This is a genomic window from Candidatus Hydrogenedentota bacterium, assembly GCA_018005585.1.
Lineage (GTDB): Bacteria > Hydrogenedentota > Hydrogenedentia > Hydrogenedentales > JAGMZX01 > JAGMZX01.
Genome location: JAGMZX010000158.1, coordinates 1 through 13,115 on the forward strand (window position 1 = coordinate 1; position 13,115 = coordinate 13,115).

Sequence of the window (13,115 nt, forward strand, 5' to 3'; positions counted from 1 at the left end):
GGTGAAGGCGAGGGTGAAGGCGAAGGCGAGGGTGAAGGTGAAGGTGAAGGCGAAGGCGAGGGTGAAGGTGAAGGCGAGGGCGAGGGCGAGGGCGAAGGCGAAGGCGAGGGCGACTCGTGTTTCAGCGAGTACCACGCGGCGGACCAGACGCACAGTAATTCGATCGAGTTGACTGAACTCTTGCGCGTGATCCAGTTCTACAACTCGGCCGGGCTCCATTGCGCCGATGATCCTGGCGCCACGGAAGACGGCTATGTGCCGAGTCCAGGCGCGAACACGGCCTGCTGCCCGCACGACAGCGACTATGCGCCGAGCGGCCCGGACTGGCAGACCAAGCTAACCGAATTGCTTCGACTAATACAGTTCTACAACTCGGGCGGGTATCATTACTGCCCGGCGGACGGCACGGAAGACGGATTCTGCGTGGGGCCGCAACCATAACCTCTGTCTCCGTCTTTCCCGGCATACGCGCATCCTCGCGTCGGGCATCCCCGTTTCTCCATGAGAAATGTGCCAGGGCCTGCGTCAGAAAATGGGGTTTCATAAACGTCTCAAATAAGTGCGCATGATCTTCTCAGTGTTTCATTCCGTTTCGCCCAGAGGTCCAAATGGCTCCAGACGGCCGCGACGAGGTCTTCAACGACCGGGAAATAGCGATTATGGGCACATTGGTAATGTGTGAGTCTCCACACCCGCTCTGCACGCCAGGGAACTATCCGTTACCAGCGGAAAGTGTGCAGTATTCCCCGCTTGGTCCGGCATCTGTGCCCAAAACAAAACCGGATGGCCCGAAGGCCACCCGGCGCTGAGTGCCTGTTTCCCGCTATCCGCTCAGCCAACGGCCTCTTGGGCAAGGCGTTGGGCTTTGATCTTCATGAGCTGGCTGGTGGTCGAGCGCTCCATTTCGTCAAGCTTGTTCTTGATGTACTTGACGGTCTCGACCATGCGCGGGATGACGGTGTGTTCGAGGGCGTTGACGCGGCGGCGCGTCTTTTCGATTTCCTTGCAGAGCAGCCGGACGGTCTCTTCGAGTTCGGCCATGCGAAGCAGGCGGTCAAGGAACTCTTTCAGCCCGGCGATGGCCTTGTCGAGGTCGGGCGAGGTGTGGATCATCGAGTAGCCGCCCTGGCTCTCGCCGAACGAAATCTCGAGGTGCGGGATCACGACGCTCATGACGCGCCGCGGCTTCTCGTTGATGATCAGGTCCTGCTTGGTCAGGTCGAGGGCGTCCTCGGTGATAGCTCGGGACGAAGTGGCTTCCGCGAGCACGAAGAACTTGAGCACGCGCGGCAGTTCCGCATCTACGAACAGGCGGTTCTCCTTGTACTCTCTCGCGTAGACGCCGAAATCCTTCATCAGTCCGTCGAGCTTGTCCTTGAGCAGTTTATGGCCGCGCCGCGCCACGACCAGCCGCTTGCGCAGCCGCAGCAGCTCCATACGTGTCGGATTCACCGCGAGACGCATTCGCCAGCCTTTCCTTTCCGTGCGCTATCCACAGGCAACCCTTGCACTACAGCCTCTAGCCCCTGGTCTCCGGCCCCTCCGCCTTCTTCGGATAGTATTTCTCGAGCCAGGCTTCCCGGACGCGCTTGAGCGAGGCGCGCGGCAGCATGGCCAGGAGATCCCAGCCGATGGCGAGGCTTTCTTCGATAGTCCGATTCTCATCTTCGCCTTGGCGGATGAACTTGTCCTCGAACGCGTCGGCGAATTTCACGAACATGATATCTTCCTCGCTCAACGCCGATTCGCCAAGCACGACCGCGAGTTCCTTGGCGTTTTTCCCGCGCGCGTAAGCGGCGTAGAGCTGGTTCATCACGTCGGCGTGGTCCTCGCGCGTCTTGCCCTTGCCGATACCCTTGTCTTTGAGGCGCGAGAGCGACGGCAGCACGTCCACGGGCGGATAAACGCCCTGGGCGTGGATCGGGCGGCTCAGGATGATCTGGCCCTCGGTGATATAGCCCGTGAGGTCCGGGATCGGGTGCGTCTTGTCGTCCTCGGGCATGGTCAACACGGGGAACTGCGTGATCGAGCCGTTCTTGCCCTTGATACGGCCCGCGCGCTCGTAGATGGTCGACAAGTCGGTGTACAGATAGCCGGGGTAGCCGCGGCGGCCCGGCACCTCTTTGCGCGCGGCGGAAATCTCGCGCAGGGCCTCGCAGTAGTTCGTGAGATCCGTCAGAATGACGAGGACGTGCATGTCCTTCTCATATGCGAGGAATTCCGCGGCGGTGAGGGCCATGCGCGGAACCGCGATGCGCTCGATGGCCGGGTCGTCGGCCAGGTTCATGAACAGAACGGCGCGCTCGATGGCGCCCGTGCGCCGGAAGTCGGCGATGAAAAACTCGGCCTCTTCGAAGGTGATGCCCATGGCGGCGAATACGACGGCGAACTTCTCGCCCGTCTTGAGCACCTTGGCCTGACGCGCGATCTGCGCGGCCATGCGCGAATGGGGCAGGCCCGACGCCGAGAAAATGGGCAGCTTCTGCCCGCGCACAAGCGTGTTCAGCAGGTCGATGGTCGAAATGCCCGTCTGGATGAACTCGTTCGGATAGTCGCGCGCGTACGGGTTCATCGGGCTGCCATTGATGTTCAGCCATTTCTCAGGGATGATCGCGGGGCCGTCGTCGATGGGGCGGCCGAAACCATCGAACACGCGGCCCAGCATGTCGCTGGACACGCCGAGTTCCTGGCCCTTGGCAAGAAACTTGATCGAGATGTCCTCGAGCGCGAGGCCGCTGGTGCCCTCGAATACCTGCACGACGGCCTTGTTGCCGTTCACCTCCAGCACGCGTCCGCGGCGCAGCGACCCGTCCGGCTGCTTGATGTCCGTCAATTCGCCGTACGTGATGCCTTCCACGTTCTCGACGAGGATGAGCGGCCCGATGATTTCTTTCGCTGTGCGGTACTCTCTCGTTACCACGGTCTTAATCCTTCCTTCGCACTTAGCCCATGAGGCGGCTTATCCAGTCCGTTCGTAGTCCGGGCTCCAGCCTGTTTCCAAGACAACCTGAAGGTTGCACTGCGAACTTCAGCGCGGCAACGCCTCCACGGCCTCCGTAATGCGATTCTTAAGCGCGTCGAACTCTTCCAGTTTGTCTTCGGCGACCAGTTTCGCCTTCGAAACGTTCTCAAGCACTTCAAGAGTCAGCAGCTTGTTCAGCGGCACGCCCGCCGCGAGCGCCGGCTTCGCCTGGTCGTAATAATGCAAGATCACCGACAGGAGCCGGAATTGCTTCGGCAGCGACGTATACGTGTCGCGCTCGTCAAACGCGTTCTGGTGCAGGAAGTCCTCGCGGACCATCTTGGCGGCCTGCATGAGCAACCGGTCGTCCGCGGGCAGCGCGTCCATGCCGACGAGCCGCACCAGTTCCTCCAGTTCCGCCTCCCGCTGGAGAATGCCCATGGCGCGCTGGCGCGTCGCCTGCCACTGCGCGGTCAGGTGCTCGTTCGCGTGTCTGTCGACCACGTCCTGGTACAACGAATAGGACGTGAGCCAGTTGATCGCCGGAAAGTGGCGGGCAAACGCGAGCTTGTCGTCGAGGCCCCAGAAGACCTTTACGACACGCAGCGTGGCCTGCACGACCGGCTCTGAAAAGTCGCCGCCAGGCGGCGACACGGCGCCGATAATCGAGAGCGAGCCGGGCCGGTTGTCGGAACCCAGGCAGATGACGTTGCCGGAGCGCTCGTAGAAGCTGGCGATGCGCGACCCGAGGTACGCCGGGTAGCCTTCTTCGCCGGGCATCTCTTCGAGCCGGCCCGACATCTCGCGCATGGCTTCGGCCCAGCGGCTCGTCGAGTCGGCCATAAGCGCCACGGAGTACCCCATGTCGCGGAAGTACTCGGCGATGGTGATGCCGGTGAACACGGACGCTTCGCGCGCGGCCACCGGCATGTTCGACGTGTTCGCGATGAGCACGGTGCGTTCCATGAGCGGTTCGCCGGATTGCGGGTCCTTCAATTCCGGGAACTCCATAAGCACGTCCGTCATTTCGTTGCCGCGCTCGCCGCAACCGACGTACACGATGATGTTCGCGTTGGCCCACTTCGCGAGCTGGTGCTGCACGACCGTCTTGCCGCTGCCGAACGGGCCCGGCACGCAGGCCGTGCCGCCCTGCGTCATCGGGAAAAACATGTCGAGCACGCGCTGCCCCGTGATGAGCGGGTCGGTCGGCGGCAGCTTGCGCTGCACCGGACGGCCATGGCGCACGGGCCAGCGCTGGACCATGCTCACCTCAACCGGGCCGTTTTCCGTCTGAATCGTCGCGACAACGGTGTCGACGTTGCCCGTTACGGGACCGATCTTCGCGACCTTGCCCTTCACGCCCTGCGGGGTCATGATCCGGTGCACGACGAGTTTGCTTTCCTTGACGGTGCCCAACACATCGCCCGGACCCACTTCGTCGCCGGGCTTCGCCACGGGAGCGAATTCCCACTGGGCCTTGCGGTTCAGCGCCGGGCTTTCCGCGCCGCGCACGATGAAATCGCCGAACTCCAGGTTCAGCTTGTCGAGCGGGCGCTGCACGCCGTCGTAAATGGAACGGATCAAGCCGGGCCCCAGTTCGACGCTGAGCGCTTCGCCCGTGCGGAACACGGGCTGACCGGGCCCGATGCCTTCCGTCTCCTCGTAGACCTGGATCGAGCAGTCGCCGCCGCGAATCTCGATGATCTCGCCAAACAGGCGCGCCTCGCCCACGCGCACCATTTCGTACATTCGGGCGCCAGTCAAGCCGCGTGCCACAACAAGGGGCCCCGAGACCTTGACCACTTCACCCTGATTGCTGCTCATAGTGTCTACCCTTGTGTATCCGGTTACCCTGCGAGCGGGGCCGCTACGCCCTACTCCTTGCCTAACATGTCCACGCCGATCGAATACTCGACGCTCTTCCGCATCTCATTGAAACCCAGCCGCCGGCTCCCTTTGTGCGTCGGGATGGTCGTCAGGATCGCCCGGCTCGTCTCCCGGAACTGCGTCAGCGCCTCCGGCGCCTCGGCCGCCACCGATTCGGTGACCAGCACCAGTTTGACCTCCCCGTCCCGGGCCAGGCGGTTCAATTCCGTCAGCAGTTTCCGGCCGTCGTTCACGTCTACGATCTCAAACCCGACGCCCCTGAAACCCAGAATCAGGGATTTCTCTCCCACGACGACCGCTCTAGACATAGGTGTCTCTCACTCTCGCGCGAAGCGCGTCGGCCTCGATACGATTGAGTTTCCCGCTGATGACCAGCTTCAGGTTGAACGCTTCCGTCCAGAGGCCCCACAGAAAGCCGGCCACACGTTCGGGGCCTGCCGTCTGGAGTTTCGTGCCCCGGGCCAGATCCGTCAGATAGTTGGCGGAAATATGCTCGAATCGCGCGACTTGTTCTTCTTCCGGCGCTTCAAGAGATTCCCGGAACAGGTCGCCGATGCGGCCCGGCAACAGGCCGGCCCACGCGCGCCGGTCGTTCACCGCGATGATGTCAGAGAGGATTCCCGTGAGGTCTTCGAGCGGCAACAAGTATTGCTGAAACCCCTTCAACGGCCGCCCCATGCGCGAGGCACGCCAAAGCGCCACCACGGCCCGGCTCAACACGCGCTCCCGCGCCCAGAAAAGGACCAGCGGCGCTTCCACGGCCGCCGCCAGTGTCAAATAATGCCGGAGATACGCGCCGTCCAACACCATATCGGCCACAACGGCGTCCTGCGCGCTGGCGCCCATGCCGCTCAATTGCGCCACCGCCGGCCGGATCACATCCGGCAACAGACTCGGATTGCCGGACGCCACCTCCACGAGTCTCGCTTCCTGGAACAGCGCCGCGGGGAACGGAAACGGCGTCCGCCCGAGCACCGCGCGCTTCAAGTTGAGATAGTCCTCGGAAAGCGTGTACAGGTCCGCGAGCGCCGGGTTGGGGCAGTCCCGCCGTATCGAGACGACAAGTTCGTGCACGCAGGTGTCGATGATGGTGCTCCAGTCTTCCCACGAGACCGCGCCCGGCACCATGTGCTCACGCAAGGAGGTGTCCTGCAGCCGGTGGAACAGGTCGTCCGTGCGTTCCAGCGCCGCCAGCGACAGGAAGAATTCGCAGGGCATGAGCCGCCCCGTCAGGGCGCTGACCCGGCCGCACGCGAATCCCCACTTATTCTGACTTTTCGTTAACGGGATCACCGCATCGCCTCGTGCCGCTCAGCCGCCGAATAATTCCGCGGCGATTTGCGGCGCCATCTCATGCTCCAATTCACTCAACAACGTTCCCAGCGTCTGGTCCACTTCAAACGTATCGCTGACAAAGATGAAACCACCGGGCTCGGGGAGCGCGCGCGCCTCGTCCAGCGCCACCAGCAGCTCCGCCGCACGCCCCGCGTTGAACTCCGCAAGCAACCGGGCGAAGCGCGCTTTCTCGTCCGCGTGCACGCGCAGCCGGCCGCCATGCCTTTCCCCGGCACGGTCGAGCAACCGCCGCATGAGCGCCAGGTACTCCGCCTCGGGCAGGGCCATTATCCGCTCCCGCGCCGTCTGAAAGATGCCGCGCACGCAGGCGTTCTTCCGCGCGAGCAGCTCCTTGTTCGCCGCGCCGGAGAATTGCGTGAGCTTGCGGTAATAGTCTTCTTCCACCGCACGGGCCGCCGCCTGGTACCGCCGCTCGCCGTCCTGCTCCGCGGCTTCCCGGGCGCGGCGGACCTTCTCGTCCGCGGCCAATTGCGCGGCCTTGAGCACATGGTCCGCTTCCGTGCGGGCCAAGTCCAGCACCGCATGACTAATCTGATCAAGTGGCATGGCCTTGTTCCCTGTCCTTCGGGGCGCAGCCCCGGACTCTATCCGTACGGGCTTACTGTGCAGCGGGCAGCGCGACGAAGGCCGGATTCGTGATCCAGATGATCGTCAGGATGCCGGCGAGCAGCGCGACCACGGCGTATGTTTCCACCATGGCGGGAAAGAGCAGCGCGCGGCCGGACTCTTCCTTGCGCCGCGCGATCAGCGCGATGCCTGCCGCCGACGCTTCGCCCTGCCAGATCGCGGTAACGTACTGCGCCATGCCGACACCCAGACCGACAAAGAACAGCGCGGCCCCCGTGCTGACCGAGGCGGTCCACGCGCCCGCAATCAGGCCCGTGCGCATGAATATCATGATGGCCGTGATAAAGGCGTAAAACCCCTGTGTGCCCGGCAGCGCCAGCATGACGAGAAGCTGACCGAACAGGTCCGGCTTCTCGCTGATGACGCCCGCCGCCGCTTGCGAGGCAATGCCGATCCCTTTGCCAGACCCGCAGCAGCCCAGGCCTACCGCGAGACCCGCGCCGCCAATGGCAAGACCCCGGCCAATTTCGATTGCAAGTGCATGATCCATGGTGCGTCTCCGTTACGGACTCTACCTACTGTCGTCCCGCTGTCTGTTGCAGCAACTAAACCCTTCCATATCCCAACCTTGGCGGCAGGCGCAGCGCCCGCCGCCGCGGCGATTCAACTAGTGCTTGCGCAAGATGGCCGTGCGCGAGTCGAAACCCAGCGGCGAGAAGGGCCGCGACCCGGTCGCGTAGAACCGGCCAAAAAACTCCACAAAGATAAGGCGCATCGAATGCACGAATGCGCCGAGAACACTGATAAAGAAGTTGAAAACATGCGCAACAATGAGCACGCCGATGAACAAGAAAATGCCTACATACGGGATTGGCCGCAGGAGACCGGCCATCATGTTGAAAGACAGCGCCACGATGCCGGTCGTCAGGGCCAGCGCGAGCAGACGGCAATAGGACATCGTATCGCCGATGAACGCCGTAAGCCCGTAACTCCCCACGATGCCGTAGAGGCTGATCACGCCCGTAATCAGGCGCCCGCCCAGCCCGGCGGACCCGCGCCCCTGGGTCAGAATCAGACCGACGGCCCCCACCGCGAACAGCGTCAAGCCGATGTTAAACACAACGCCCGGCACGGGCGCGAACATCCCGGCAATCAGAATCACAAAGCCGGGCAGGATGATCAACCACAACAGACCGTCGCAGAACGCCTCCGCCTTGTCTCCGCGCAACAGCGCCGAATACATTTTCAGGGCAATGCCGTAAAACTGGTTGAGCATGCCGATGCCCAGCGCGCACATCAGTACGACGATAGGCTTCTCGAGCGGGTCAACAACCTGCGTGGCCTTCATGATTCGGTACATGACGTTGTTTTCGCCCAGGTACTGTGGCATGTACAGGTCGCCAAACCAGGAACCCAGGAGAAATCCGAAAACAACCGTGGACAATCCGGCATAGAACAGAAGCCGCGCGAAGTTGTACACGCCCGCGTACGGCTTCGTCTTTGTCATCAGGTACAGACTGAACACGGCGAGCATCGTGCCGTAGGCGACGTCACTGAAGCAGATGCCAAAGAACATCAGAAAAGTGAACATGATGAACGGCGACGGGTCGAACGTATTGTAGGCTGGCAGGCCAAACAGGTTGACCAGCATCTGGATCGGCCGGACCATGTCGGGCAGCGTGATATGCACGGGCATCGCCTCGCCGGGCGCGGGGTCGTCCAGCAGCACGGTCGTGTGCGAGTGGTCGCGCAGCGCTTCCCGCAACCGCGGCACGTCCTGCTCCCGAATGTAGCCCGTGACCACCTGGACCCACTTGCCGTGGGCGCTGCTGCTGCGCGCCAGCGTGAGGCTCTTGCAGCTCTCCCAAAATGCTTTCAGCACCAGCAGGGACCGCCGGTATTGGGCAAGGTCCTGCACTTTGACGCGGATTTCCTCGACCTGCGCTTCGAGCGCGCTCCGGTCGCATTCCAGTTCGCGGATACGGTCGCGCACCGTGCCCGAGACCTGCGGCAGCGAAACTTCCTCAAACCCGTGCGCGGCCAACGCCTTGCGCGCCGCCTCTTCCTCGCCAACCGGGAACGCGGCCAGCACCCGGGCCGGCTCCCTGCCGGAACTCGCGTCCCTGTCCGGCACCGGCGCGCCGTCCTTCCGGTGATACGGCCCCGACAAGACGCGCTCGCACGCGAGCGTCTTTGGGACGGCCGGGTCCCGGGCGAGTTCGTCCAGCGCCGCAGGCGACATCGTGCCGAACAACACGCGCACATACTGGAGCTTCTGCAGGTCGCCAACCCGGAAGGGCAAATCCTCGAACGGCTTGAGGTCCTTCAGCTTGTTCTGGATGTCGCTGATACCCCGCTCAGCGCGGCGGTACTCGGCGTCGAGTTCGTGCGCTGCCGTGTATTGATCATCGAGACGGAAGTGCTGCCGAACCTCATCCAATTCCTTCGGATCTATCACGAGCGGCACAGGCGCCAGCCCCGCCACGAACGACTTCTGTTCCGGCGCCAGCGCATCAATCAACCCGAGTATGAGGCTGACGCGCTGCAACTCGCGGTCGCTGTCTTCGGTCGAGACTTCCTGCCGCTGCAGGTGTTCCTTCGCCGCCTCGTGCTGCTCGAAGACATTCGAAACCTCCACGATACCCAGGCTGTGCAAGGTGCGCATGAGCCGCTGGGCCTCGGACACCTGGCACAACAAGGTCAGCTTTTTCATGCGGTCGATAGGCATGGGATTACAACTCGCGGAAACGGGCGACGACCCGCCGCACTTGTTCGTCTAGAACGGACGCTGGAACCTGTTCCAGTTTCTTCAGTGCCTGCTCATGCTCCGCGCGCGCCTGCGCCAGCGCTTCCTGGTGCTTCTTCTCGGCTTCCGCACGGAACTGCGCCAGCCGCCGTTCCACCACCGCCTGCACCTCATCCTGCGCCTGACCTATCCGCTGGTCTGCCGTTTTCTCGATTTCTTTCGCCCGCGCACGGGCCTCTTCCAGCGCCGCATTCGCTTCGCTTTCCAGAGTCAGAATGTCATCGATGAGCGATTTCATAGTCACCTTCCGCGCATTAACGCGACGCCCGCGTTATCATTCCCCGCGCCTCCGCTGCACACCGACAGAACGCTCCCCAAGGCACTTCGGGAATTCTTCCGCGGCAGCAGAGATGAATACCGTAGCCCATTTCAGGATTTGCGTTCAACTTCCTTCGCCTCTCCATTCTGTTTAACTACGCCGCGCTCAAGACTCAACAGCGCCGCAGCCACCTGCACCGGCTGCATCAGCACCAGCCCAATCGCCGCCGCCATCAGCGCGTACAGACGCTCCGGGTCCAGCCGCCACCCGCCCAGCAACACCGCTGCATACAGCCCCAGCCGCACAGTGGTCCACACGAACCAGAACCGCCCGGGGCGCGCCGGCACGCGGCCGCGCAGCCGCTCCACCCGCGACGCCAGCAGCCAGAAACCCAACAGCCCGGCCAAACCGCCCAAGACCAAGCCGACGGCCGCCACCGTGTCAAACCAGGCCGTTCCCACGCCGCACAGCGCCAACACCACCGCGCCCAGTCCGGCCACCCAGCGGCGCATCTGCTTCAACTGTCGTTGCGCATCCTGTGACATCGCCCGGCGAGATTCCACCTCCCGGCAATTCCGGCGGCCCGCTCCGCTGCCCGTTCCATGCCCGGAATCGCGAGAGTCCTTCTTCCAGACACCCAAGCTGCGTACTTCCGCGTTCGCCTCTCCTGGGTTTTTCTTGTTTGGCTCCTCCCACCACCGGCGTCAATTCTCGAAAAACCCGCTTTCACGACCGCGCGCCCGGAATGTCCTTTCGGGCCGCAGGATACCTAACGGTCGGTAGGGTACTCCGCAAAAAACACCGATGTCAAGTCCCGAGACGCGGCCAGGACTCGCCGCAGTCGCAATACTTCTTTCCCTGGCGGCGCGCCCCGGTGGTTCTTCCTCCCGGCGCCGCGGACAAGCATTCCGCGAAACTGCGACTCGCTTGTGCCAGTCCCCTACTCACCGTGCACCCTCTCGAGCATGCGGATGTCGCGGTATTCCTCATCCGGGTTGTCGAATACGGCGTCGAGCGCAATGGGGACTTCCGGCGTGGTGGCCAGCAGGGTCTTCAGGCGCTCGCAGACCGTCGCATCCTCCGCAAGGGACCCATGAACCGTCCATAGACGTCCATTGCCGTCGTTCGCCGGTGCGCTGGCAAGCCACAGTCCCAGGCGGTTGCCCAATTGCTCGCGGACGTAGTCCGGTTCGTTGCCTTGGGACATTATGAGCGCGGTGCTCGTGGCGATGCGGAGGTTAGGCGCGTTGACGCGGTCCAGAATCTGCGCCGCTTCGCCCACGGACGTGACGGCCTTCATGCTCATCCGCATGTGAACGGTAATGTCCTGTGTCGCGGCGAGTTCCGCAATCTTGCTGAGCGTTTCGACGAACGAATCTTGTGTCTCTTCGTGCGTGATATTGTTTTCCGGTGTGCGGTGGAGAGAGAGGACGAGGTTGCGCGCGCCGAGTATGGGCATTTTGTCGAGGATACCCTTTATCTTGTTGATGCTGGCTTCATATTCGGCTGGGTCGTTGTTGACGAGGCGCAGCCCGGGATAGAGGTTGATGCCTGAGCTGAGATCGACCCAGATATCAAGTCCCTGACGCTCGAGCCAGCCGGATTCCTGCTGCAGCGCCTCGGGCGCGCGCACATCGAGATAGCGCCAGTCGAGCAGCACGCCGTCGAAATGCTCGAAGAACGTTGGGCGCGCGAGAATCTCCTCCTTGAGCATGCGCTGGCCGCGAAGGGGCAACAGGCGGCCCTTGGGGCGCGGCGGCGGCGCAATGTGCGGGACTTCCCCGACGTTTTCCTCGCGGACTCGCACGCTATAGATGCGCACGTCGCCCCCGGCAATCTCGGATTCCGTGCTGACTCCGACGGCGGCGTTCTCGGAGCCTTCCGGCAAATAACCGGGCGCGCCCTTCTCCGATTGGTCTAGCGGCAGTTCCGTGACCGCTTCGATTTCGCCAATACGCGACGTGATCCGGAATGGGCGCGGCGTCAGCCCATTGTTGAAGACGCCGAGCGTGTAGAGGCCGGGTTCCTTGCGGCAAACCGACAGGCCGAGACCCTCCCCCACTCCAAACAATTCCTGTTCGTGAATGGCGGCGCCCAGAATGTGCTGGACATGCTGCAAGAGTGCATAGGGCTTTGCCAGCGGCTTGTCCACTTCATTCGCTATGGGATACGAGGCGGAACTCCGCATCGGAACGCCGAATTCGCTGGCCAGCGCCGTTACACGGCCCTTGCCTGATGATATCTGGGCCGCCACGGCGAAATCGCCGCACTTGGCAAGTACTCGCGACTGTTCGGGCAACGTCAGCCCGCGCATCCACCAATCTTGCGATTCGCGGACCGTCGAATCACCGCATACAATGTCTGTATCGGCACGGACAAGGACCGATTCGCTTCCGGCAGCGAGCCCTGGCAAGAATTCCGGCATCTTCGTTAGATTCCCCGCTGTAATCACCAGATGCCCGCCCTGCTCGACATAGGCGCGCAGCTTATCTTCGGTCTCCGCGCCGGCCTGTAGTTCGCCCGCGACGATGATGAGCGGATACCGCGCGAGCAGCCAGCCGGGCGCGTCGCTGAGCAGGCAGTCGGCGATATCGCCATAGGGCGTAGGAGTGAGGAAACCGGTCTCGTCGTGGAAGTACGATGCGTCCTGGTAGCCGGGATACAGCATGTCGAGAACACCGTCGGTAAAGTAGTCGCCGGGCGCATAGGGGATGCTGCCCCAGACGCGGTAGAGGTTGTCCGTGTAGAGGTGGCGCGGGAACGACCAGCCGCTGTAGAAATCGAGCAGCAGCGCGACGGGCGTCTGCATCACGCCGGGCTGGCCGTGCTCTTTGACCCACCGCTGCGCGGCCTGCTGGATACGGCCGACGGGGCTGAGCGCGTCGCCATCGAACCAAGCCGACTCGAAACCAACAAAGACGCAGTTGTAGAGAATGTGGCTGTACAGGAGCCGCTTGAGCAGGTTGAGGCTTGTGCCTTTGGTGGGGCTGTGGTCGTCGCCTGGCGTGCCGTAGGCCTTGTAGCCCCAGCGATTCCACACGGACGCGTTGCCGAACCACGGTACGCCGTACTGCTTGCCCGCGCCGCGGATGAACGCGTAATAGACCTGACTGTTCGGCAGGGCTTGCGCCGTCTCCGCGCCGATGCTCGCGTAGATGCCTTCCTTGAGGAAGTAGTGGCCGAAGTTGAGCGACACGAGCGTGGACAGCTTGTTGCCGAGTTCGTCGCCCATGCGCTCGAAATGGCGCTGGAAATTCAGGTACGCGTCGAAGCGGTTG

12 protein-coding genes are annotated in these 13,115 nt (G+C 63.0%); 1 reads left to right on the forward strand and 11 read right to left on the reverse strand.

The annotated features are described in order from the left end of the window. A partial coding sequence (locus tag KA184_20025) for a hypothetical protein (protein ID MBP8131872.1) occupies window positions 1-441 on the forward strand: 441 nt, incomplete at its 5' end. A gap of 390 nt (window positions 442-831) precedes the next feature. Here the strand turns inward: KA184_20025 and KA184_20030 are convergent. From KA184_20030 to KA184_20080, 11 genes are all read right to left on the reverse strand, one after another. Then, window positions 832-1,464, reverse strand: a complete 633-nt coding sequence (locus KA184_20030) for a V-type ATP synthase subunit D (GenBank protein MBP8131873.1) — start codon at window positions 1,462-1,464, stop codon at window positions 832-834. A gap of 55 nt (window positions 1,465-1,519) precedes the next feature. Beyond that, window positions 1,520-2,920 (reverse strand): V-type ATP synthase subunit B, encoded by a 1,401-nt coding sequence (locus tag KA184_20035; protein MBP8131874.1) that lies wholly within the window; start codon window positions 2,918-2,920, stop codon window positions 1,520-1,522. Window positions 2,921-3,028: 108 nt separating this feature from the next. Then, window positions 3,029-4,786 (reverse strand): V-type ATP synthase subunit A, encoded by a 1,758-nt coding sequence (locus KA184_20040; GenBank protein MBP8131875.1) that lies wholly within the window; start codon window positions 4,784-4,786, stop codon window positions 3,029-3,031. A 50-nt stretch (window positions 4,787-4,836) separates the two neighbouring features. After that, window positions 4,837-5,157 carry a hypothetical protein gene (locus tag KA184_20045; GenBank protein MBP8131876.1) on the reverse strand — a complete coding sequence of 107 codons (321 nt, stop codon included), beginning with the start codon at window positions 5,155-5,157 and terminating at the stop codon, window positions 4,837-4,839. After that, window positions 5,150-6,142 carry a V-type ATPase subunit gene (locus KA184_20050; GenBank protein ID MBP8131877.1) on the reverse strand — a complete coding sequence of 331 codons (993 nt, stop codon included), beginning with the start codon at window positions 6,140-6,142 and terminating at the stop codon, window positions 5,150-5,152. Before KA184_20050 ends, KA184_20045 begins: the two co-directional genes overlap by 8 nt. An 18-nt stretch (window positions 6,143-6,160) precedes the next feature. After that, window positions 6,161-6,751: a hypothetical protein gene (locus KA184_20055; protein ID MBP8131878.1), complete on the reverse strand. Its 591-nt coding sequence runs from the start codon at window positions 6,749-6,751 to the stop codon at window positions 6,161-6,163. A gap of 52 nt (window positions 6,752-6,803) precedes the next feature. Continuing rightward, the gene (locus KA184_20060; protein MBP8131879.1) at window positions 6,804-7,322 is read right to left on the reverse strand and encodes a V-type ATP synthase subunit K; all 519 of its coding nucleotides are present in this window, start codon (window positions 7,320-7,322) and stop codon (window positions 6,804-6,806) included. Between the two features lie 117 nt (window positions 7,323-7,439). Further along, a complete protein-coding gene (locus KA184_20065; protein MBP8131880.1) occupies window positions 7,440-9,500 on the reverse strand; it encodes a hypothetical protein in 2,061 nt (686 codons plus the stop codon). A 4-nt stretch (window positions 9,501-9,504) separates the two neighbouring features. Beyond that, window positions 9,505-9,816, reverse strand: coding sequence for a hypothetical protein (locus KA184_20070; GenBank protein ID MBP8131881.1), 312 nt, complete (start codon window positions 9,814-9,816; stop codon window positions 9,505-9,507). 131 nt (window positions 9,817-9,947) lie between these two features. Next, a complete protein-coding gene (locus tag KA184_20075; protein MBP8131882.1) occupies window positions 9,948-10,358 on the reverse strand; it encodes an ATP synthase subunit I in 411 nt (136 codons plus the stop codon). 419 nt (window positions 10,359-10,777) lie between these two features. Continuing rightward, window positions 10,778-13,115 (reverse strand): TIM barrel protein (locus KA184_20080; GenBank protein ID MBP8131883.1); only part of this gene is annotated, 2,338 nt, incomplete at its 5' end.

Bases quoted from the DNA above. Each gene is read 5' to 3' on its own strand.
- KA184_20045 (MBP8131876.1), bottom strand. From the start codon at position 5,157: ATGTCTAGAGCGGTCGTCGTGGGAGAGAAATCCCTGATTCTGGGTTTC.
- KA184_20055 (MBP8131878.1), bottom strand. From the start codon at position 6,751: ATGCCACTTGATCAGATTAGTCATGCGGTGCTGGACTTGGCCCGCACG.
- KA184_20070 (MBP8131881.1), bottom strand. From the start codon at position 9,816: ATGAAATCGCTCATCGATGACATTCTGACTCTGGAAAGCGAAGCGAAT.
- KA184_20060 (MBP8131879.1), bottom strand. From the start codon at position 7,322: ATGGATCATGCACTTGCAATCGAAATTGGCCGGGGTCTTGCCATTGGC.
- KA184_20030 (MBP8131873.1), bottom strand. From the start codon at position 1,464: ATGCGTCTCGCGGTGAATCCGACACGTATGGAGCTGCTGCGGCTGCGC.
- KA184_20065 (MBP8131880.1), bottom strand. From the start codon at position 9,500: ATGCCTATCGACCGCATGAAAAAGCTGACCTTGTTGTGCCAGGTGTCC.
- KA184_20040 (MBP8131875.1), bottom strand. From the start codon at position 4,786: ATGAGCAGCAATCAGGGTGAAGTGGTCAAGGTCTCGGGGCCCCTTGTT.